The organism is Shimia sp. Alg240-R146 (assembly GCF_947331465.1).
In the GTDB taxonomy this organism is placed as follows: domain Bacteria; phylum Pseudomonadota; class Alphaproteobacteria; order Rhodobacterales; family Rhodobacteraceae; genus Shimia.
In genome coordinates this window covers 481,640-502,992 of the sequence record NZ_CAMZOK010000002.1, presented here as the reverse complement: position 1 = coordinate 502,992, position 21,353 = coordinate 481,640, and the positions used below count along the sequence as shown (strand labels likewise).

27 protein-coding genes are annotated in these 21,353 nt (G+C 58.5%); 21 read left to right on the top strand and 6 right to left on the bottom strand.

All coding sequences use genetic code 11. From position 1 onward, the window contains the following. The first annotated feature begins 157 nt into the window (after nt 1-157). Complete coding sequence (locus tag PG871_RS11725) at nt 158-658, top strand: toxin-activating lysine-acyltransferase (protein WP_270729542.1); 501 nt, start codon at nt 158-160, stop codon at nt 656-658. After that, nucleotides 659-1,570, top strand: a complete 912-nt coding sequence (locus PG871_RS11720; RefSeq protein ID WP_270729541.1) for a Hint domain-containing protein — start codon at nt 659-661, stop codon at nt 1,568-1,570. 43 nt (nt 1,571-1,613) lie between these two features. Here the strand turns inward: PG871_RS11720 and PG871_RS11715 are convergent, their stop codons facing one another. Beyond that, on the bottom strand, nt 1,614-1,850 hold the full coding sequence (locus PG871_RS11715; RefSeq protein ID WP_270729540.1) for a DUF2842 domain-containing protein: 237 nt from the start codon (nt 1,848-1,850) through the stop codon (nt 1,614-1,616). Nucleotides 1,851-1,885: 35 nt separating this feature from the next. Then, nucleotides 1,886-3,199 (bottom strand): adenylosuccinate synthase, encoded by a 1,314-nt coding sequence (locus PG871_RS11710; protein ID WP_270729538.1) that lies wholly within the window; start codon nt 3,197-3,199, stop codon nt 1,886-1,888. A gap of 143 nt (nt 3,200-3,342) precedes the next feature. On the opposite strand from PG871_RS11710, the gene PG871_RS11705 reads away from it, so the two are divergent. Next, nucleotides 3,343-3,738, top strand: coding sequence for a DUF6524 family protein (locus tag PG871_RS11705; RefSeq protein ID WP_270729536.1), 396 nt, complete (start codon nt 3,343-3,345; stop codon nt 3,736-3,738). Between the two features lie 54 nt (nt 3,739-3,792). On the opposite strand, the gene PG871_RS11700 is transcribed toward PG871_RS11705, so the two are convergent. From PG871_RS11700 to nthA, 3 genes are read right to left on the bottom strand one after another with little or no spacing between them, the layout of a single operon-like run. Further along, nucleotides 3,793-4,113, bottom strand: coding sequence for a nitrile hydratase accessory protein (locus PG871_RS11700; protein WP_270729534.1), 321 nt, complete (start codon nt 4,111-4,113; stop codon nt 3,793-3,795). Then, complete coding sequence (nthB, locus tag PG871_RS11695; RefSeq protein WP_270729532.1) at nt 4,110-4,778, bottom strand: nitrile hydratase subunit beta; 669 nt, start codon at nt 4,776-4,778, stop codon at nt 4,110-4,112. Before nthB ends, PG871_RS11700 begins: the two co-directional genes overlap by 4 nt. Beyond that, a complete protein-coding gene (nthA, locus tag PG871_RS11690; RefSeq protein ID WP_270730880.1) occupies nt 4,775-5,389 on the bottom strand; it encodes a nitrile hydratase subunit alpha in 615 nt (204 codons plus the stop codon). The genes nthB and nthA overlap by 4 nt, the downstream gene beginning before the upstream one ends. A 152-nt stretch (nt 5,390-5,541) precedes the next feature. On the opposite strand from nthA, the gene secG reads away from it, so the two are divergent. From secG to PG871_RS11665, 5 genes are all read left to right on the top strand, one after another. Continuing rightward, nucleotides 5,542-5,904 carry a preprotein translocase subunit SecG gene (gene secG, locus PG871_RS11685; protein WP_270729530.1) on the top strand — a complete coding sequence of 121 codons (363 nt, stop codon included), beginning with the start codon at nt 5,542-5,544 and terminating at the stop codon, nt 5,902-5,904. A gap of 242 nt (nt 5,905-6,146) precedes the next feature. Beyond that, on the top strand, nt 6,147-7,790 hold the full coding sequence (locus PG871_RS11680; RefSeq protein WP_270729528.1) for a CTP synthase: 1,644 nt from the start codon (nt 6,147-6,149) through the stop codon (nt 7,788-7,790). A 180-nt stretch (nt 7,791-7,970) separates the two neighbouring features. Further along, nucleotides 7,971-8,237, top strand: a complete 267-nt coding sequence (locus tag PG871_RS11675) for a hypothetical protein (RefSeq protein ID WP_270729526.1) — start codon at nt 7,971-7,973, stop codon at nt 8,235-8,237. 49 nt (nt 8,238-8,286) lie between these two features. Beyond that, nucleotides 8,287-8,580, top strand: coding sequence for a DUF1330 domain-containing protein (locus PG871_RS11670; protein WP_270729525.1), 294 nt, complete (start codon nt 8,287-8,289; stop codon nt 8,578-8,580). Next, nucleotides 8,577-9,002: a tellurite resistance TerB family protein gene (locus PG871_RS11665; RefSeq protein WP_270729523.1), complete on the top strand. Its 426-nt coding sequence runs from the start codon at nt 8,577-8,579 to the stop codon at nt 9,000-9,002. The genes PG871_RS11670 and PG871_RS11665 overlap by 4 nt, the downstream gene beginning before the upstream one ends. Nucleotides 9,003-9,033: 31 nt before the next feature. Here PG871_RS11665 and PG871_RS11660 read toward each other — a convergent pair whose 3' ends face one another. After that, nucleotides 9,034-9,504, bottom strand: coding sequence for an SRPBCC family protein (locus tag PG871_RS11660; RefSeq protein WP_270729521.1), 471 nt, complete (start codon nt 9,502-9,504; stop codon nt 9,034-9,036). On the opposite strand from PG871_RS11660, the gene PG871_RS20335 reads away from it, so the two are divergent. From PG871_RS20335 to PG871_RS11600, 13 genes are all read left to right on the top strand, one after another. Next, nucleotides 9,425-9,823 carry a helix-turn-helix transcriptional regulator gene (locus PG871_RS20335; protein ID WP_443020490.1) on the top strand — a complete coding sequence of 133 codons (399 nt, stop codon included), beginning with the start codon at nt 9,425-9,427 and terminating at the stop codon, nt 9,821-9,823. The genes PG871_RS11660 and PG871_RS20335 overlap by 80 nt on opposite strands. Then, a complete protein-coding gene (locus tag PG871_RS11655) occupies nt 9,766-10,305 on the top strand; it encodes a helix-turn-helix transcriptional regulator (protein ID WP_270729520.1) in 540 nt (179 codons plus the stop codon). Before PG871_RS20335 ends, PG871_RS11655 begins: the two co-directional genes overlap by 58 nt. A gap of 45 nt (nt 10,306-10,350) precedes the next feature. After that, a complete protein-coding gene (locus PG871_RS11650; RefSeq protein ID WP_270729519.1) occupies nt 10,351-10,791 on the top strand; it encodes a tellurite resistance TerB family protein in 441 nt (146 codons plus the stop codon). Beyond that, the gene (locus PG871_RS11645) at nt 10,788-11,522 is read left to right on the top strand and encodes a phosphate/phosphite/phosphonate ABC transporter substrate-binding protein (protein WP_270729517.1); all 735 of its coding nucleotides are present in this window, start codon (nt 10,788-10,790) and stop codon (nt 11,520-11,522) included. The genes PG871_RS11650 and PG871_RS11645 overlap by 4 nt, the downstream gene beginning before the upstream one ends. Nucleotides 11,523-11,649: 127 nt before the next feature. Then, entirely contained in the window at nt 11,650-12,426 is a 777-nt protein-coding gene (locus PG871_RS11640; protein ID WP_270729516.1) for an ABC transporter ATP-binding protein, read from the top strand. Between the two features lie 125 nt (nt 12,427-12,551). Beyond that, nucleotides 12,552-13,274 carry a transporter substrate-binding domain-containing protein gene (locus PG871_RS11635; protein WP_270729514.1) on the top strand — a complete coding sequence of 241 codons (723 nt, stop codon included), beginning with the start codon at nt 12,552-12,554 and terminating at the stop codon, nt 13,272-13,274. A 102-nt stretch (nt 13,275-13,376) separates the two neighbouring features. Further along, nucleotides 13,377-14,264, top strand: coding sequence for an ABC transporter permease (locus tag PG871_RS11630; RefSeq protein ID WP_270729513.1), 888 nt, complete (start codon nt 13,377-13,379; stop codon nt 14,262-14,264). After that, nucleotides 14,261-15,070: an ABC transporter permease gene (locus tag PG871_RS11625; RefSeq protein ID WP_270729512.1), complete on the top strand. Its 810-nt coding sequence runs from the start codon at nt 14,261-14,263 to the stop codon at nt 15,068-15,070. Before PG871_RS11630 ends, PG871_RS11625 begins: the two co-directional genes overlap by 4 nt. 192 nt (nt 15,071-15,262) lie before the next feature. After that, nucleotides 15,263-16,579 (top strand): glutamine synthetase family protein, encoded by a 1,317-nt coding sequence (locus PG871_RS11620; protein WP_270729510.1) that lies wholly within the window; start codon nt 15,263-15,265, stop codon nt 16,577-16,579. Between the two features lie 51 nt (nt 16,580-16,630). After that, nucleotides 16,631-17,314, top strand: a complete 684-nt coding sequence (locus PG871_RS11615) for a type 1 glutamine amidotransferase (protein WP_270729509.1) — start codon at nt 16,631-16,633, stop codon at nt 17,312-17,314. Further along, the gene (locus tag PG871_RS11610) at nt 17,311-18,669 is read left to right on the top strand and encodes a glutamine synthetase family protein (RefSeq protein ID WP_270729507.1); all 1,359 of its coding nucleotides are present in this window, start codon (nt 17,311-17,313) and stop codon (nt 18,667-18,669) included. The genes PG871_RS11615 and PG871_RS11610 overlap by 4 nt, the downstream gene beginning before the upstream one ends. Nucleotides 18,670-18,714: 45 nt before the next feature. Then, nucleotides 18,715-20,019: an NAD(P)/FAD-dependent oxidoreductase gene (locus PG871_RS11605; RefSeq protein WP_270730879.1), complete on the top strand. Its 1,305-nt coding sequence runs from the start codon at nt 18,715-18,717 to the stop codon at nt 20,017-20,019. 115 nt (nt 20,020-20,134) lie between these two features. Then, nucleotides 20,135-21,343 carry a DegT/DnrJ/EryC1/StrS family aminotransferase gene (locus PG871_RS11600; protein WP_270729506.1) on the top strand — a complete coding sequence of 403 codons (1,209 nt, stop codon included), beginning with the start codon at nt 20,135-20,137 and terminating at the stop codon, nt 21,341-21,343. Nucleotides 21,344-21,353: the final 10 nt, after the last annotated feature.

Genomic DNA, 21,353 nt, shown 5'->3' with positions numbered 1-21,353 from the left:
TCACCACATTTCACGTCAAAAGCCCGGCCATCGCGCCGGGCTTTTTGCATTTGTACGCAAGTCGGGACACACCGCTCCCACTTTGACTTTTGACCCGTTTCTGACTACCCTCAGGCCAACCTCGGACACACGAGGACCATTGAGGTGGACGCGCAGCATGTCCCAGCACGAGAAATCTCGTGCAGTCGGGCCGACAGACTCCGAACTGCTTTCTATTGGAAAGTTGCAGTTCCTCGCCAGTTTTTGCCCGCTGCACCGGCAGATGCCTGCCTTGGCATTGGCCCGGATTTTTTATCCGGCGCTGAACAATGGCTGCGTGCGATTTTTCGAAAACGAACACGGCAAAACCGCTGCGGCCCTGATTTGGGCGCGCCTCAACAAAGACGCCAGCGATCGCTTGCTGCACGACGGCACGCTTCCGTCCGAAGCCGAATGGTGCAGCGGCGGCACGCTTTGGTTCCTCGATCTGATTGCCCCCTTCGGGCACGGCGGTGTCGTGGCCCGCACCATTGCGCGCGCGCCCCCGGACGAACCGTTTTGGTTCGCACGCATCGATCAACACGGATCCCTGCGCAAAGTTGTGCGCGGGGATGTTCTCGCACGTCATGGCGCTCAGGTCGCCACGTGGCGTGGCTCAGACTGGACAGGAGGCACCTAAATGGGAATTCCACTGCCTGACACCGGCGAGGTCACCGAAGATTCCGGCGTATCCGGCGGTTTTCTCAGCACCTCCGGCGACGTAGATTTCTGGTTCGGAAATGACAGCGGCGCGTGGACTGCCGAAACCATCACCGGGGCGTATGGCGGCGCCTTGGTGATCGATGCCAATGGCAATTGGACCTACACCGCGCTCAATGACCATCCTTCCATCGCTGCGCTCAACAACGGTGACACACTCACCGAAGTGTTCACGGTGACATCGTCAGGCGGCACCACAACCATCACCATCACCATCAACGGCACCACCGATCCCCCGTGTTTTGTCGCCGGCACGATGATCGAAACCGCCCTCGGCCCGCGCGCGGTGGAAACGCTGAACATCGGTGATCTTGTGCTCACCCGCGACGCTGGACCGCAACGCATCAAATGGATCGGGACCAGCACGGTCGACACAACCGCGGGTGACAACCGCGACAACCTGCGCCCTGTGCGCATTCGTGCGGATGCTTTTGGTCCAGGCATTCCGGAACGCGACTTGCTGGTGTCCCCGATGCATCGCCTTTTGGTAAGCGGTCCCAACACCGCGCTGCTGTTTGGAAAATCAGAGGTGCTGTGCGCGGCACGACATCTGGTGAACGGTGATCAAATCACCCAAGTCGATGCCGGTGTTGTGCGTTATGTGCACCTGTTTTTTGACCGCCACCAGATTGTCACCGGAAACGGCATGGCCAGCGAAAGCTTCTTTCCCGGCAAGGTGGGAATGGACCGTTTTGAAGAACAGGTGCGCGAAGAACTGTTCGCGATTTTCCCCGACTTGCGGTCGCTGCCCGAAAGCTATGGCCAGCCCGCCCGCCAGATCCTGCGCAGATACGAAGGCCGTGTGATACGCAATCTAATGCCCGACAGCTAAGGCTGGGCAGCCTTTACGGCCGCTGGACGGATCCGATTGCAGATCAGTGGGCGTCGTCTTCCGGCGGCGCATCAGGATCCGCCTGGCCGATGCCCATAAAGATCGACTTGAACGGCAAGACCCAAACGATCCCCAACCCGACATACAAGGCTAGCGTCACCAGAAACGAACTGGGGTTCAGCCAGGTGGCCAACACGCTGGCTACAAGAATGTAGACCGGCAAACCGACCAAAAGGATCACCAATGCCCAGCGCCTGCGGGCTTTGTAACTCAAGGACATTGGCTCTCCTTTTCTGCGGCACGCGGCCGCCATTGTCAGTCCGCGAAGGGATCCGTGACCAGGATTGTGTCTTCCCGCTCGGGGCTTGTGGACAACAAAGCCACAGGACACTCGATCAACTCTTCCACGCGACGCACGTATTTCACGGCGTTTGCAGGCAGATCATTCCAGCTGCGCGCGCCTTCTGTGGTTTCCGACCAGCCGTCGATCTCTTCATAGATTGGGGTGCAACGCGCCTGTTGATCCGAAGCAGTCGGCAGGTAGTCCAAACGCTCTCCGTCCAACTCATAGCCGACGCAAATCTTCAGGGTTTCAAATCCGTCCAGCACATCAAGCTTCGTCAGGCAAATGCCTTTGATGCCGGACGTGGCACAGGTCTGACGCACCAGAGCGGCATCAAACCAGCCACAGCGGCGCTGACGGCCGGTTGTGGTGCCAAATTCATGACCCCGCTCGCCAAGGCGTGCGCCGTCCACATCCGGATTGCCATCTGCATCCAGCAATTCTGTCGGGAACGGCCCCTCACCTACGCGGGTGGTATAGGCTTTGACGATGCCCAACACGTAATCGATTGAGCCCGGGCCAATGCCGACACCGGTCGCAGCCTGACCGGCAATCACGTTTGAAGATGTCACAAACGGATAAGTGCCGAAATCAATGTCCAGCAAAGCGCCCTGCGCGCCTTCAAACAGGATCCGTTTGCCGGCTTTGCGCTTTTCGTTAAGCACTTTCCAGACAGGCGCCGCATACGGCAGGATGTCCACAGCGATTTCTTTGAGTTTGGCAATCAACGCATCGCGGTCGATCTGCTCCACTCCAAGGCCTTTGCGCAATGGGTCATGGTGCTGCAAAGCACGGTCAACGCGCGCCTCAAGCGTCGCATCGTCTGCCAGATCGGCCACGCGAATGGCGCGACGGCCCACTTTATCCTCATAGGCTGGGCCAATACCGCGCCCTGTGGTGCCGATCTTGGTGCCTTTGGAGGCAGCTTCTTCGCGGGCACGATCCAACTCACCATGAAACGGCAGAATCAACGGGGTGTTCTCCGCAATCATCAGAGTTTCCGGCGTGATCTCCACTCCCTGTGCGCGCACTGTGGCGATTTCGTTCATCAGGTGCCACGGGTCCAACACAACACCGTTGCCGATCACCGAAAGCTTGCCGCCACGCACAACACCGCTTGGCAACGCATGCAGCTTGTAGACCTTGCCATCGATCACCAGCGTATGGCCGGCGTTGTGACCGCCCTGAAAGCGCGCGATCACGTCAGCGCGTTCGCTGAGCCAATCGACGATTTTGCCTTTTCCTTCGTCGCCCCACTGGGCGCCTACGACGACAACATTGGCCATATCCGGTCCTTTACACAGAGTTCAAACCCGCGCCCTTTTAGCCACGTTAAGCGGCGCTTAAAACCGCAAAGTGACCCGAAGGCTGGACAGAGTGCAGGAATTTGCGCAAGCATCACCGAAAAAGGGCACATCGAGGGGCTTTCATGGGGCTATTGATACGGTGGGTCTTCGCCTTCCTGTTGCTGGCGCTGACCTTCAATCCAACTCAGTACAATTATGTCCACTGGGGCAGCACGAACTATGTAGAGGAATTGCCTCTGACTGTGCTGCTCGGACTGTTGCTGGTGATTGGCTATATTATCTATCTGCGCGCCACGCTGCGCTCCATTGGCGGCTTTGGCATGGTTCTGGTGCTGTCGGTCGTCGCCGCCCTCGCTTGGGTGCTTTATGACTGGAACATGCTCAGCCTCGACAACACCGACGTCAACACTTGGATCGCTATACTGGCGCTGTCGATCGTTCTGGGCGTCGGAATGGGTTGGAGCCATGTGCGTCGGATGCTGTCCGGCCAGCTGGACGTCGATGAGGTCGATGGTTAGACGCCATTGGTGGCACTGCCGCTGCCCCTTCATGTTTCGAGTCCAAAAAGCCGCTTAAGACGCTGACAGTTTGACCGGATCGCCATGCGGTGTGGACAGAAAGGCTTGCTCCCAAGCGTCGCGCGTTGCCTCTATCGCCTCAGGCTGCGCCAGATCGCGGCCACGCAACATCGTCTCCAGCGCCGCAAGCCAGGCGGTGAAATAGTCCTCACCTCCATCCAGCTCCTTTGCCAGACCGTGTTCCTTCAGCGTTGCCCCAAAAATCTCTGCCCACTCAGCCCAGTTGAAGTGGCCGGCTTCGTTCATCGCCACGGTCAGGGCAAACACCTGCGCATGCCAAGGTGCCTCAAAGGCGGGCTCTGGCCGCACGCTCATGCTTGCTCCAAATAGCTTTGCCAGAGGTCCAACACCATCTCGTCATCTGCTTCGGCCTCATCGCCCCAAAGCGCCTGCGCCGTAAACTGCACGGCATAAAGCGGCTCCGGCGCCTCCCCAAGCCCATGCGCGTTGCTGTCTGGAAACACATGTGCGCCATGCAGCAACACAACCTGCCCAGTGGCACCGGCCGCATAAGCGGGCAAACGCGTGTGCCCACCAGACACCGCCACATTGCGTGCCGGCCGACGCACCCGCACGCGGTCTCCGACGGCAAACTCGGCCGCGTCAACCTCTCGCGTATAGGGACTACCGGCCGCCAAGGTCGCCGCCACGTTTTCGGCTTTCAACGCGCGATCCGCTAGCGGCGACATCCCGTATCCGCGACCGGCATCCAATTCTTCAAGCGTCAGAACACCCTTGGCCACAAGGCTGTCCGTCAGCCCGCCCAACCATTTTTCGTAGTAGGAAAACCCAGCATAATCCGCAGTCGACAGACACTCCCGCGCGTGCCGCGAGGCATCAATGTTCCATTGCCCCAAAGCCCCACACGCCAGGTTCAGCGCCAAGGCCCGCTCGTGCCACGTTTTGGCGAAGGTCGCGTTATCGTCGGGATCAACCGCGCCAGTGCCAAACCGCCCGCCCATATCGTGAACCCGGCTCATGCGCCCGGCTCCAGCGCCAGACCAGCCCCGATCATGCTGTCGCGTGTGACCAGTTTGGCCAGCGCCTCTTGGGACAAACCTTCGGTCCCCGCAGGCCGCATCGGCACCACCAGATACCGCACCTCGGCGGTCGAATCCCACACCCGCACTTTTTGGCCCTCAGACAAAGTCACACCAAACTCCGCCAGCACCTTGCGCGGCTCCCGCACAGACCGCGCCCGATAGGCGTCTGATTTGTACCAGCCCGGCGGAATGCCCAGCAACGGCCACGGGTAACAACTGCACAAAGTGCAAACCACGAGGTTGTGCATCTCAGGCGTATTTTCGACAAACACCATGTGCTCACCTTGCCGCCCATAGAGCCCCATTTCTTTGAGCCGCGGCATCGGATCGGTCAGCATTTCTTCGCGAAACGCCGGATCAGACCACATCTTGGCCACAACAGCCGCGCCGTTTTTAGGCCCGATCCTGTTCTGATAGGTGTCTATGATCTCGTCCAAAGCGGCCGGATCAACAAGCCCTTTGTCGGTAAGAATGGTCTCAAGTGCCTTCACCCGCAGGGCGGGATCAGAAGGCAGATGGGAATGCGGGTGGTCATGGTCATGTGGCATGGCGCGACCCTGCCAGAGGCATGTGCCCCATGTCCACCCCGTGACCGGCAATTGCGGCGCGGTCACAAATGCGCAGGAAACATCCTTGCCCCCCGCGCAAAACTTGCCTACATAGCCCGCTAACAATCTGAACGCTCGCATGACAGGTCCCAATGGAAAACGTTGTCCTCATCATCCACCTTCTTCTCGCTTTGGCCCTGATCGGGGTCGTGCTGATGCAACGCTCTGAAGGGGGCGGCCTTGGTATGGGCAGCGGTGGCGGCGGCGGCGCAATGTCTGGTCGCGCAGCGGCAACCGCGCTTGGCAAAGTCACTTGGGTGCTTGCAGCCGCGTTCATCTGCACCTCGGTCGCTCTGACCGTGATTGCAGCTCAGAATTCTTCTTCGAGCTCGGTTTTTGACCGACTTGGCACCTCCGCTCCTGCGGCGGAAGAAACCGACACAACCCTGCCTGGCGGCGACTCGTTGCTGCCCCCGGCCGAAGGCGACGCACCGCTGGTGCCACGCGCCGACTGATCGGGTAGCAGACTTAAACTTCTTTCAGCGGTCCTTCGGGACCGCTTGATTTTTTGCCCCCTGCGGGCATCCACTACAGCTTGAGGCACCAAAGCCGTCCGCAACAGCATCTTGCGGTCCGGTTGCCAAATTGCTGCGAATCCTTTATTACTCAAGTCCCGTGATGCATGGTCAGATTCTTCTGTTCCGGGCGCTTCATACATCGACAGGCACGTCTAAAAATCACGGGAGATGCCGCAGGCATGGCACGCTATATTTTCATTACTGGTGGGGTTGTTTCGTCTCTGGGCAAAGGTCTGGCGTCAGCAGCATTGGGCGCATTGCTTCAGGCACGGGGCTATACTGTGCGCCTGCGCAAACTTGATCCTTATCTGAACGTTGATCCCGGCACGATGTCGCCGTTTGAGCACGGCGAAGTCTTTGTGACCGATGACGGTGCGGAAACCGACCTCGACCTTGGCCACTACGAACGGTTTACCGGCGTGCCTGCGCGAAATACCGATTCCGTGTCTTCCGGCCGGATCTATTCCAACGTTCTGGAAAACGAACGTCGCGGCGACTATTTGGGGAAAACCATTCAGGTGGTTCCGCATGTCACCAACGAAATCAAAAAATTCCTGCATGTCGGAGATGACGAGGTTGATTTCATGCTATGTGAAATCGGCGGCACCGTTGGCGACATCGAAGGTCTGCCCTTCTTTGAAGCGATCCGTCAGTTCTCTCACGACAAGCCGCGCGGGCAGTGCATCTTTATGCACCTGACCCTGCTGCCATACCTTGCGGCCTCCGGTGAGCTCAAAACCAAACCGACGCAACACTCCGTCAAGGAACTGCAATCCATCGGCATCGCGCCCGACGTTCTGGTGTGCCGCTCCGAGCAACCGATTCCTGAAAAAGAACGCAACAAGATCGCGTTGTTTTGTAACGTGCGCAAAGAGCACGTTGTGGCCGCTTATGATTTGAAATCGATCTATGAGGCCCCGCTGGCCTATCACCGCGAAGGACTCGATCAGGCCGTGCTGGATGCCTTTGGCATCGCCCCTGCCCCACGTCCTGACCTGACGGTCTGGCAAGATGTGAACGACCGCATTCACAACACAGATGGCAACGTGAACGTGGCCATCGTTGGCAAGTACACGCAGCTTGAGGACGCATATAAGTCCATCAAAGAAGCGCTGACCCACGGTGGCATGGCCAACCGCGTCAAAGTCAACGTCAGCTGGGTCGACGCCGAAGTTTTCGACAAAGGCGACGCGGCACCCTATCTGGAAGGCTATGACGCCATTCTGGTACCCGGCGGCTTTGGCGAACGCGGCACCGAAGGCAAAATCAAAGCCGCACAATATGCGCGCGAGCACAAGATCCCCTACCTCGGCATCTGCCTTGGCATGCAAATGGCCGTCATCGAAGCGGCCCGCAACAAGGCTGGTATTGCTGACGCAGGCTCTGAGGAATTTGACCACGAGGCCGGCCACACCCGCTTTGAGCCTGTGGTCTACCACCTCAAGGAATGGGTGCAGGGCAACGCCAAAGTCAAACGCAAAACCTCCGACGATAAAGGTGGCACCATGCGTTTGGGTGCTTATGACGCCACCCTGCTTGAAGGTTCCAAAGTGGCGGATGTCTATGGCGGTCTGGCAATCGAGGAACGTCACCGTCACCGCTATGAGGTGGATATCAAATACCGCGAAAAGCTCGAAGAGTGCGGCCTGAAATTCACCGGCATGAGCCCCGACGGCCGTCTGCCAGAGATCGTGGAATGGGAAGATCACCCGTGGTTCATCGGCGTACAGTTCCACCCGGAGCTCAAATCCAAGCCTTTTGACCCGCACCCGCTGTTCCGCGATTTCGTGCGCGCTGCGAAAGACAATTCTCGCCTCGTCTAAAGCACACCGCGACAGATTTTTGCTTAAAACGCCCGGCCGGTTGGTCGGGCGTTTTTTGTTTTTGATGCGAGATGTCAGCTCTGATGCGAAGCCATCAATCTTCCCCCCAAATCCCTGATTGACTAGAATCACCGCTTCGCCAAATCTGTGTGAGGATCATTTGAACCAAGGATTGTATTTATGTTTTTGCGCATTTTCGCAGTTGCCACCCTCATCGCAACGCCGCTCCTCGCCACCGAATCCGAGCGTGCAGACCAGCTTATGAAACTCATCCGCGCCAATGGCTGTCAGATGACCTCCACAGAGGCCGACACAATGCTGCCCCAACACGGCTTCACGATGGACGAGACCCGCCTCATTGTCCTGAGCTGGATACAAGCCGGCCTGGTCGACACGCATGAATTTGAGGGCATCAAACTCTCTGACAAAGGTTGCCAAGGCGCCTGACCTTCGGCACCTTGACCAAAAAGAAAAAAGTTCAGGAAGGAAAACACGCATGGCCAAGGGCTATTGGATCGCACGCGTCGACGTCGACGACTTTGAGCAATACAAAAAATACATTGCCGCCAACGCAAAACCGTTTGCCGATTTTGGAGCCCAATTTTTGGTCCGCGCCGGGCAATTTGAGAATCCGGAAGGCGGCTCGCGCTCACGCAATGTCTTGATCGAATTTCCTACATATCAGGCCGCGCTCGAGTGTTACCAAAGCGCGGATTATCAAGCCGCGATCAAACTGCGCTCTGCTGTCGCCACCAGCGATCTGGTGATCGTCGAAGGGTACGAACCATGATCTGGGACAGCCTGCTTGAACGCATAAAAAACAAACCCGCACAGCAAGAGCTGCCTGAGTTGGACGAAAAACTCGCCCTTGGGGCGCTCATGGTGCGGGTGGCTAAGTCCGACAACAACTATCACGCTATGGAAATCGGCGAAATCGACCGCATCCTAGGGGCCACTTATGGCCTGAATGCCGTCGAGTCCGCCAAGATGCGGGCGACCTGCGAAAAACTCGAAGCCGCCGCGCCGGGCACACCAGACTTCGCGCTGATGATCCGCGAACACATCGATTACCCGCACCGTCTTGAGGTCGCACAGCAGCTCTGGCAGGTGATCATCGCTGACGGCGCCCGCGTCTCCGCGGAACTCACCAGCCTGCACGAAATCGAGGCCATGCTCGGCATCAACCCCGAAGACAGCCCCGCGGACGATTGACCGCGAGGCTGACGGGTCGCCTGTGTGAGTGTCAGGCGACCGCGTTGACGATTTTGGGAGCCTTGCTCACCTGCTCGGCCAGCCCTTTCAAACTGGCGGCAATCGCTTTGCCCATCATCGGCTTCAGCATCAGCTGCCCCATAAGCCACCCAAGCGGGCCAAATTTCATCCGCCCTTCAAAACCCCACACAACGCGTGCCTTGTTGCCAACCGGTTCAATCCGCAACACCGCACTCGCCGCCGACATCGGCATCGAGCCCATCTCCGAAAGCGCCACGGTATAGCCACGGCCCGCATCCCAGGCGGTAACCGTCTCCACCAACGTCTGCCCATTGTTGAAATGGCAGCGCCGCTGCGACCCCACCTGATCCTCGCCACTCGTCAATGCCTCAACCCGCGCGACCTCTGATGCGAACGCGTCAATGTGCTTGAACCGCCCCATCACTGCCCAGACTTGCTCCGGCGTCGCATCAATCTCCAATGACCGCTCAATCTTCAACATTGTCTTTCCCTTCCCGGCCTTTCCCGGCCTTCACAAACTGTGTCTCAGCCTTGGATATCCTTGCCCTGCTGACAGCGTTATGTCAGCAGTGTGTCAGCAGGAGACAAAAATGCGTCGCACCGAACGTCTGTTCCAGATTATCCAGATATTGCGTTCCTCGAGGGCGCCAGTGACAGGAGCGCGCCTTGCAGAAGAACTCGAAGTCTCTCTCCGCACGCTTTATCGCGATATGGCGGAACTTACGGCGCAACGCGTCCCATTTTGGGTGAGGCCGGCACCGGCTATGTTCTGCAAGACGGCTACGACATGCCGCTTCTGATGCTCACAGCGGATGAGTTGGAAGCCGCAGCGCTTGGCGCGGCTCTAGTGGCGGCACAGGCAGACCCGTCGCTTGCCACAGCCGCCCGCGATCTGGTCGCCAAACTCTCTGAGGCCATTCCCGACGACTTGCGGCCTGTCATCTTGGACGCAAGCAGCCGCCCGATCGCCACCGACGCGCCAAAACCAGACGCGTTTGACAGCCACAGCCTTCGCCACGCGATCCGCAACCGCTATCGGCTGCAGTTGTTCTACCGTGATCAGACAGGTTCTGTGTCCGCGCGCACCATATGGCCGCTACTGATCGCCTACCTTGGCGGCGCCCGCTATATCGTGGCCTGGTGCGAAACCCGTCAGGACTACCGCCATTTCCGTACCGACCGCGTCACAGACCTGCAGGTTCTGCCTGACACATACCCCGGCCGACGCGCCGCCCTGATCAAAGGCTGGGAAGATGCCACCGCGAAACACCGCCGGCCTTAAAAGAAAAAGTTGCCCCGCCCCTCTGGCGCGCCTACATCTTTGACCATGTTTGCAGATTTTTTGAAACGGCTCACAGCCCCCGCCCCCGACCCGCTGGATCAAACCGACGCCCGCTTGGCGTTAACGGCGCTCTTGGTGCGCATTGCGCGGGCTGACAATCACTACAGCAGTGCTGAAGCCGCGCGCATCGAGCGCATTGTCACTGAACGCTACGCTCTTGATGCGGCGGATGCGCAAACCCTCATGCGCGACGCTGAAACCCTTGAGTCCGAGGCGCCAGACACCGTGCGCTTTACCCGCGCCATCAAAGACGCCGTGGCCCATGATGACCGCATCGCAGTGATCGAGGCAATGTGGTCCGTGGCGCTGGCAGACGGACAGCGCGACGCCGAAGAAGACGCGCTGTTGCGCCTGTCGGCAAATCTGTTGGGCATCAACGACAAAGACAGTGCTCTGGCGCGCCAACGGGTGGCTGCCAGTAAATGATCGCTGCCTTGCCAATGTATGACAGGCCGGAAACTGCCGAGGCCAACAACCGATTTTGGGAGGCCGTGCGCGACCATCTCGGATTCGGTCCATCTCGTCTGACCCGTGGGCGGGATGTTTGGGACATTTGGCAAGACCCCGATCTTGTGATCGCCCAAACCTGCGGGCTGCCCTACCGCTCCAAACTGCATGGGCGGGTGAAATTGGTCGGCACGCCCGACTATCGCCTGTATGGCTGCCAGCCCGGTTACTACAACTCGGTCATTGTAGCCCACCGCTCCCGCGCAGGTGAGCCGATCACCGCGTTTGATGGCGCCAAGATGGCTTTCAACGACCCGCTTTCCCAATCCGGTTGGGCCGCGCCCTATCAGCATTTTCAAGACAACGGCCTGCGAATCGGAGAGCTGCGTGAAACCGGTTCACACGTCGAATCGGGTCGGTCAGTGGCGGATGGCTTCACCGATTTTGCCGCGCTGGACGCGCTCAGCTGGGAAATGATCCGCCGCTACGAAGAATATGCAGCGGATTTGATCGAAGTCGAGCGCACCACGCCCACACCCGCGCTGCCCTTTATTACAGCACTCAAACGCGACCCCATGCCGTTGTCCAACGCCATGTCACGCGCGATTTTCGACCTCTCGCCAGCAGACCGCGACGTGCTGCATCTGCATGACATCGTCGACATCCGCCAGACGGCCTATCTGGCAGTACCCATTCCGCCCGCACCTTGACCATTCGGACGAAAATGCGTGCAAATTGACAAAACCCGCTGCGTAGGTGCCGTTTTGCAAGTTGCAATTGCGCAATTTTTCATTCCTATTGTGTCTCCAAGTCATAACAAGAATTGATGGGGATCACGTGCCCGATACCGCGCCCGTTCTGGAAATCCGCGACCTGCACAAAGCCTACGGCAAGCTAGAAGTCATCAAAGGTGTCGACATCACCGCCAACCGCGGCGACGTCGTGTCTTTGATCGGCTCCTCTGGATCAGGCAAATCCACTATCCTGCGCTGCGCCAATCTGTTGGAACACAGCCAGCAGGGCGACATCCTGTTCAAAGGCGAACCGGTAAGCTGGCGAGGCACCGGCCACAACCGGGTTCCGGCTGATGCCAAGCAGGTGCTGCGCATCCGCACGAACCTGTCGATGGTGTTTCAACAGTTCAACCTGTGGTCCCACATGACCATCCTGCAAAACGTGATGGAGGCGCCGCTGACGGTGCTCGGCCGCGACCGCGCCGAGGTCGAAGAGGCCGCCCACGCTTATCTCGACAAGGTTGGCATCCAGGACAAACACGACGTCTATCCGGCCCAACTCTCCGGTGGCCAACAACAACGCGCCGCGATTGCCCGCGCGCTGGCGATGGAACCCGAAGCCCTGCTGTTTGACGAACCCACCTCGGCGCTCGATCCCGAACTGGAACAAGAAGTGGTGCGCGTGATCAAAGCGCTGGCCGAAGAAGGCCGCACCATGCTGATCGTGACCCATGACATGAAACTGGCAGCCGATGTCTCCGACAAAGTGGTGTTCCTGCACCAAGGCCTTGTCGAAGAACAGGGCGCACCCGATGCACTTTTCGGCAATCCCAAAAGCGAACGCCTCAAAGGCTTTTTGTCCGCCACGGTGCACGGCTGACGCCGAGTAAGACCACCCGCCAGACCGGCGCAGCCTTGACCTGCCGCGCCAAAATGGCAACCTGACGACAGTTTGGCACCAACGTGTGCCACGCAGAGACCTAAAAAACCAACTTGGAGTGAAACATGAAAAAACTGATCCTTTCCACCGCCGCGCTGGCGCTGACCGCTGGCTTCGCGATGGCCGACACCGTGCGCATGGGCACCGAAGGCGCCTACCCTCCCTACAACTTCATCAACGACGCGGGTAACCTCGACGGTTTTGAAATCGTTTTGGGGAACGAGCTGTGCAAACGCGCCAGCCTGACCTGTGAGTGGGTTAAAAACGACTGGGACAGCATCATCCCGAACCTCGTGTCCGGCAACTACGACACCATCATCGCTGGCATGTCGATCACCGACGAGCGTGACGAAGTCATCGACTTCACACAGAACTACATCCCGCCAGCCGATTCCGCATATGTCGCGACTTCCGCTGACGCGGACGTTGCAGGCGGCGTTGTTGCTGCGCAGACAGCCACCATTCAGGCGGGCTACATCGCTGAATCCGGTGCGGCTTTGATTGAATTCGCCACGCCCGAAGAAACCGTTGCCGCAGTGCGCAACGGCGAAGCCGACGCCGTGTTTGCCGACAAAGACTATCTGGCACCACTGGTTGACGAATCCGGCGGTGAGCTGGTTTGGGCCGGCGCTGACGTACCACTCGGCGGTGGCGTGGGCATGGGCCTGCGTGAATCCGACGGCGAGCTGAAAGCTAAGTTCAACGCAGCCATCGACTCAATGAAGGCTGACGGCACGCTGAACGCTCTGATCATCGAATGGTTCGGCGAAAACGCTGCCACTTACTGATCTGACTGATCTTTCAGGCCCGCGCCATCCGGTGCGGGCCTGTTTTTGTATCCGGCCCCTGCCCGCATCCGTGCAGCGCCACCCCAACCAAAGACAGCTGCGATGTTCTCCTACTGCGCCGACCCCTCTACGCTGGACACGTTCCGATGGCTCACCTGCTATCTGACGACCGGCGTGCACATGTCGTTTTACAAATCTTTCCTGCTGGTGCTGGCCCTACTGGCTGTCACAGCCCCCGTGGCGCTGTCTTTTGGCTTTCTGGGGGCAATGTCCGCCCGCAGCCCTATGAAGCCGGTAAGCTGGTTGGGCAAAGGCTATATCGCCATCGTGCGCGGCGTACCTGACATCGCCTTCTTCCTGTTTTTCGTGATCGCCCTGGATCAGTCGTTTGAGCTCATCAAACACAACATCGTCTGCCCCGACTGGACCGACCCGATCCGCCAGGGCAACGACTTCCTCGTTTGCCCACAAGCCAAGGTCCCGCTTGGCACCTCGCCTGAATATGTGCACCAGCTTTACGGCTTCCTTCTCGCAGTCATCACCTTTGCCATCGTCTTTGGCGCCTTTGCCGCCAACGTCCTATATGGCGGGATGCAGGCTGTGCCACGCGCCCAACTTGAAACCGCCGAAGCTTACGGCATGACCCGCCGCCAAACCTTCTGGCGCGTGCTTGTGCCGCAAATGTGGGTCTATGCCCTTCCCGGTCTGTCCAACCTCTGGATGGTGCTAATCAAGGCCACGCCGCTGCTGTTTCTTTTGGGTATCGAAGACATCGTCTATTGGGCCCGCGAATTGGGCGGCACCAAAACCTCGAAATTCTCGGCCTATCCGCATCCGGACTGGCGCATGTGGTATTTCCTCTTCCTGCTGATCTTCTACCTCAGCTTTACCAAAGTCAGCGAGGTCGTGCTGGAACGCGTGATGCGCCGTCTGAACAAAGGACAGGCCACCTCCGGCGGTGAAGCCATGCGCAAGGAGGCCTCAGCATGAAGACCTGCGCCCAGACCGTTTCTGATTATGCCTTCCGCGCCATCGGTTACGGCGAACGCCTGCTGCCGCGTTCGGATTTCACCATCTGCGAGCAATTCACCCTGATCGGCTCCGGCATGATCTGGAACATCTATTTCGGCGTGATCGCGCTCTGCACCGGCTTTTTCTTTGCTGTGGCGCTGGCCGTGGGCAAAAGTTCGGAACGTTGGATCTATCGCCGCCCAAGCGAGCTGTTCATCTTCCTGTTCCGCGGCAGTCCGTTGTTCATTCAATTCTTCTTTGCCTATTTTTTCTTCTTATCTCTCAAGAAAAACTACGCGTTCTTTGACCCGTTGACCGCCGCATGGCTTGGCGCGGTGATCGTGTTGTTTCTCAACACCGCCGCCTATTCCGCCGAGATCTTCTACGGCGCGCTGCGCTCGATCCCCAAAGGCGACACAGAGGCGGCAGACGCCTACGGCCTCACCGGCTGGTCCCGCTTCCGCCGTATCATTTTCCCGACCATGATGCGGCTGGCTTGGCCCGCCTATACCAACGAGGCGATCTTTTTGTTTCATGCCACGGCACTGGTGTTCTTCTCGGCCTTCCCCGCACGTGGACAAAAAGGCGACGCGCTCTACTACGCCAGCTATTTTGCCGACAAAACGTTCAACCCGTTTGTGCCTTATCCAATTCTGGCCTTCTACTTCATCCTGTTGACGCTGGTGGTCATTGGCATCTTCGGCGTGGTGAACCGCCAGCTGAACCGGCACTTGCCGCAGGCTGCCGTGCCCAAGCTCCGCGTGCGTCCCAACCTGATCCGCTGATCGCTCCACGTCACCAGTTTCTTAAACCCTCAGCGCGCGCCTCATCGGGGCGCGCGTGGTGTTTTAGGCTGTCGGCAGAGGGCCAAATCGCGCCGACGCGATACAGTCGCAATACCGACACTTTGCAGAAACCTCTGGACAAGTTGATCACAGCCAGAGATATTTTGATCAAATTATGGAAACAGGTGCCCCATGGATCCGCTCAACTATCAAACCTTCCGTATTGGCATCGCAGATCTGAACGGGCAGATCCGCGGCAAACGCCTTCCGACGGCACAAGCGGGCAAGCTCGATTCCGACGGGGTACGTATGCCTTTGTCTGTGCTGAACGTGGACATTTGGGGGCATGACATCGAAGGCAGCCCACTTGTGTTTGAAACCGGCGATCCGGACGGCATCCTGCGCCCGACCGACCGCGGCCCGATGCCGCTGCCATGGCTGGCAACGCCGTCAAAAACTGTACCAATGACCATGTTCAACGAAGACGGCACACCGTTTCTGGGCGATCCACGTCAGGCGCTTGGCGCCGTACTAGATCGCTTTTCCGCGCGCGGATGGACTGTCATGGCCGCAACCGAAATGGAGTTCACCTTGGTGGACGAAAGCGGCGAAACCCTGGTGCCGCCGACTGATCCTCGCAGCGGTCGTAGGCTAATGTCAGGCGAGATCATGGGTCTCGATGAGATCGATGCATTTGACGCGTTTTTCACCGACGTCTATGAGGGCGCCGAAGCCATGGGCATCCCAATCCAATCCATGATTTCAGAATGCGGCATTGGTCAATTTGAAGTGACGTTGAACCACCAGTCGGCCATGAAAGCCGCCGATGACGCTTTGTACTTCAAACAACTTCTGCGTGGAATCGCCCGCAAACACGGGGTTGCGGCGACGTTTATGGCCAAACCCTACGCCGGTGACGCCGGCAATGGCATGCACGTTCATTTTTCGGTGGTGGACGCTGACGGGCGGAATGTTTTTGACAACGGCGGTCCCGACGGAACCGAAATTCTGCGCCAAGCTGTGGCGGGATGTCTGCAGGCCATGCGCGCCTCTACCCTGATTTTTGCCCCTCATGGCCCAAGCTATGATCGGCTGGAGTCCGGCAACCACGCACCCACCTCTGTCTGCTGGGCTTATGAAAATCGCACCTCTGCGCTGCGCATTCCCGGCGGGGCCTATGGCGCGCGCCGTATCGAACACCGCCTCGCAGGCGGCGACATCAACCCTTACCTAATGCTGGCCGCCGTCTTGGGCGCCGCAATCGAGGGCATCGACGAAGAGCTGACACCGCCGGACCCGATCACCGGCAACGCTTATGACCTCGACTTGCCCCATCTTGCTGAAGGCTGGGAAGCCGCGATCGACCTCTTTGCCAGTGACCCGTTCATTACACGCTGTTTGCCCAAACAGCTGATAGACAATATGGTCATGACCAAGCGGCAGGAGCTGCGCGAACTAGCGTCGATCCCAAAGGGTGACCACTGGAAAACCTACCTGCAACGAGTCTGACTTGTGCGGCCTGCCAAACGCAAAAAAATTTGATCAAACAAACGGTGCACCATGAAAATCGGAATCCTGCAAACTGGCCACACTCCGGAGGAGTTAGCGGAGGAATTCGGCGAATATTCCAATCTTTTCCAAGCGCTCTTTGCCGGCCACGATTTTACGTTTGAGACCTTCAACGTGGTGGACGGGATCTTTCCTGAAAGCATCCAAGTGGCACAGGGTTGGCTGGTTACTGGCTCAAAACACGGCGCCTATGAAGACCATGCATGGATCCCGCCACTTGAGGACTTCATCCGTGCCTGTGTAACTGAAAACGTACCGCTTATTGGGGTCTGCTTCGGACATCAAATCATTGCCCAAGCCCTTGGTGGCAAAGTGGAAAAATACGAAGGCGGCTGGGCGGTCGGGCGTCAGACTTACGATTTCGCCGGCACCGAAATCGCACTCAACGCATGGCATCAGGATCAAGTGACAGAACTGCCGCCCGGCGCGGTGACGCTGGCCAGCAACGATTTTTGCGCCCACGCCGCAGTCCTTTACGGAGATCGCGCCTTGACGGTGCAGGCCCACCCCGAGTTTGACGGGTTGTTTCTGGACGGGCTGATCAATACCCGCGGTCGCGGCTTGGTGCCCGACACTCTGCTTGACGCCGCCGAAGACACCCTAGCCGAACCCATCGCCAACCAAACAATTGCCGATCAGTTTGCCGACTTTTTCCGACAGGAGCGCCACCAATGAGCGACTGGACTTCTCAAGCCCCCGAAGCCGCCCGAGAATACCTCAAAGACCGCCGGCTGGATGAGGTCGAGTGCATCATCTCGGACCTGCCCGGCATCGCCCGCGGCAAGGCTGTTCCCGCAAGTAAATTCGCGCGCCAAAGTTACTTCCACCTGCCGGATTCCATTTTTTATCAAACACTTACCGGTGGCTGGGGAGAGGCCGCCGGTGAAGGTGGATTCATCGAGAAAGACATGGTTCTGCGGCCCGATTGGTCGACCACCACAGCCGCGCCCTGGACCGGGGACTGGACGCTTCAGGTGATCCACGACGCCTATGACACCGAGGGCAACCCGGTGCCTTTCAGCCCGCGCAACGTGCTCAAACGCGTGGTCGATCTGTACCGTAAAAAAGGCTGGGAACCCGTCGTCGCCCCGGAAATGGAATTTTTTCTGGTCGCCCGCAACACCGATCCGGCACAAGAAATCAAACCGATGATGGGCCGCTCTGGTCGCCCCGCCGCCGCGCGGCAAGCCTATTCAATGACCGCCGTAGATGAATTTGGCCCGGTGATCGACGACATCTATGATTTTGCCGAGGCCCAAGGCTTTGAAATCGATGGGATTACCCAAGAAGGCGGCGCCGGACAGCTGGAGATCAATCTGGTCCACGGCGACCCTGTGGAACTGGCCGATCAGGTCTTTTATTTCAAACGCCTGATCCGCGAGGCCGCGCTGCGCCACAATTGTTACGCCACCTTTATGGCAAAACCGATCGAAAATGAGCCCGGCTCCGCCATGCATATCCACCACTCGGTGATCGATATCGAAACCGGCCAGAACATATTCTCTGGTCCACAAGGTGGCGATACGGATGCGTTTTTCCACTTTATCGCGGGCCTGCAAACCCACCTACCCTCGGCCATCGCTGTACTCGCGCCTTATGTGAACAGCTACCGTCGGTATGTGCGCGACCACGCCGCGCCGATCAATCTGGAATGGGCGCGCGACAACCGCACCACGGGCATTCGTATCCCGTTGTCCTCGCCCGCTGCGCGTCGCGTTGAAAACCGCATCGCCGGTATGGACTGCAACCCCTACCTTGGCATCGCCGCGTCTCTGGCTTGCGGATATCTGGGATTGATCGAACAGGATCGCCCCGACAAGCAATACAAGGGCGATGCTTATGACGGAGAAGAAGCCATCCCGCGTATTCTGGGCGGAGCTCTGGACCTGTTTGACGAAGCCACAGCTTTGCACGAAGTGCTGGGGCCGGAATTTGCACGGGTTTATTCCATCGTGAAACGCGCGGAATACGAAGAATTTCTCGGAGTGATCTCCCCATGGGAGCGTGAGCACTTGTTGCTGAACGTGTGATATCGGCAAAAATGATTGCGCAACAATAAAGCCCATGAGGTCAGTATGAACCTGCTCTACAGCAATGATCGCAAAGGGGAATATCCCGAGAGCTGGTACGCGGCAACTGCCGAACCTCTGGACCCGTTTCCGTCGTTTCAAGGCAACCGGCAAGCAGATGTCTGCGTCATTGGCGGAGGCTTCACTGGTCTGTCGGCGGCGCTCCATTTGGCGCAAAAAGGTTACGACGTGGTGTTGCTTGAGGCACAACGCGTTGGATTTGGCGCTTCGGGGCGCAATGGCGGTCAGCTGGGCTCCGGTCAGCGTATGGAGCAAGACGGTCTGGAAAAGCTGGTAGGTCCGGAAGACGCCGCCAAACTCTGGCAACTGGCCGAAGACGGCAAGGATCTTGTTCGCAACCTGATCAACGACCACAAAATTCCCTGTCACTTTAAACCCGGCATTGCGCATGCCTGTTTTTCCAAACGCGAAACCGACGAAGAACACGCCTATACCGACCATCTGCACCATCGCTACGGCTATGATCAGATCGAACCGCTAGATCAGGCCGCTATGCAGGGGCTGTGCCCCTCTCCTAAATACGTGGGGGGCAGCCTTGATATGGGCGCCGCCCACTTGCATCCCCTCAGCTTCGCACTTGGGTTGGCGGACGCCGCCCGAGCAGCTGGCGCGCGTCTTTTTGAGGCCAGCGAGGTCACTCAGATCAACCAAGGCAGCAAGGTCACTGTGCGCACGCGGGCGGGAAAAGTTACCGCAGATCATCTGGTTCTGGCGTGCAACGGCTATCTCGGAGATCTGGAACCCAAAGTTGCCACCCGTGTCATGCCAATCAACAATTTCATCGCCGCAACAGAGCCTTTGGGCGCAGACGCTGCCAAAGTCCTGACCCAGGATGTTGCGGTGGCTGACACAAAGTTTGTGGTGAACTACTTCCGCCTCAGTCACGACAAGCGGCTGTTGTTTGGCGGCGGCGAGAGCTACGGCTACCGTTTCCCGACCGATATTTCCGCCACAGTCCGCAAGCCAATGACCGATATTTTTCCACATCTTAGGGATGTGAAGATCGACTACGCTTGGGGCGGCACCTTGGCCATCACAATGAAACGCATGCCGTATCTTCGTCGATTGGCGCCCAACATTCTGACGGCCTCAGGTTACAGCGGACACGGCGTTGGCACTGCCACGCACGCTGGCCAGCTTATCGCTGCGGCCATTGCAGGGCAAAGCGAGGGATTTGACACCATGGCGCGTGTCCCTGCCCAACCTTTTCCCGGTGGCACGTCATTGCGCAGCCCTCTGCTGGCTCTTGCCATGACGTGGTACAGCCTGCGTGACAAGTTGGGTGTTTGACGCAACACCGACGAAAATTTCATAGACTCTTCATCCAGAACGACCGCTGAGGCCTAGCGCTCGGCTCCGTTTTGTTTTACATTTTTGGAAGTCGAGCTTAAGAAAGTTGAAATCTATGACTCTTCCGCCGAATGTGTATGACGCCGAACCAATCCCGGAATCCGCCCGCGCCGAAGTCGAGCGCCTGCTGCAAACAGGTGACTTGTTCCGCTACACCGCGCCAGAGAATGCGCCGGTGGCGCTTCTGGAATCCGAGTTTGCCGCGATGCTTGGCACCAAATATGCCTTGGCGGTATCCTCCTGTTCCGCTGCACTTTTCCTGTGCCTGAAGGCGTTGAACCTGCCACGCGACGCACGTGTTTTGCTGCCGGGCTTCACCTTCGCTGCCGTGCCCTCATCTGTAGTGCACGCTGACTGCGTGCCTGTGCTGTGTGAGGTCGGCGAAAACTACCGTATCGACATCGCCGACTTTACCAAGCGGCTGGATGACAACATCGACGCAGTGATCATCAGCCACATGCGCGGGCATACTTCTGACATGGACGCGATCATGAAATTGTGCACCGCGCGTAATATTCCGGTGGTCGAAGACGCAGCTCACAGCCTTGGCACAACGTGGAACGGCCGCAACATCGGCACTATCGGCAATGTTGGCTGCTTCTCTTTCCAGTCCTACAAACTGGTGAACTCCGGCGAAGGCGGCATTCTGGTGACCGACGACGCTGATCTGGTGGCCCGTGCGGTGATCATGTCCGGCGCCTATGAGCACAATTGGCAGAAACACAAAGCACCCGAAGGTGACAACACCGGTGCGCTGGAGGAGGCCTTTGGCCGTTGGCAGAACCAGTTGCCGCTTTACAACCTGCGCCTGTCCAACATGGCCGCCGCGATCATTCGCCCGCAACTGGCCGAAGTACCGCGCCGCGTCCGTGATGGCCGCGCCAACCACGACTATGTGGCGGCAATCCTGAACGGCTCCAACTGGCTGCAGGTTCCCGACAAACTGCCCCCCGAAGAGCGCGCACCTGATTCAATTCAGTTCAACCTTGTGGGTTTGGACAACGACCAGATCCTCGCCTTTCAAGATGCGGCCAACGCCCGCGGGATCAAAGTTCAGGTGTTCGGTCAATCCACTGACAACGCCCGTGCTTTCTGGAATTGGCAATTTGTACCGGACTTGCCAGAGCTTCCGCAGACCCGCGCCATGCTGATGAAAGCCTGTGACGTCCGCCTGCCCGCGCGCCTGAAGAAAGACGATCTCGACTACATCGCAGGTGCTCTAACCGATGCGGCCGAAGATGTCATGGGACGTCAGGCCGCCTAAGACGCCTGAC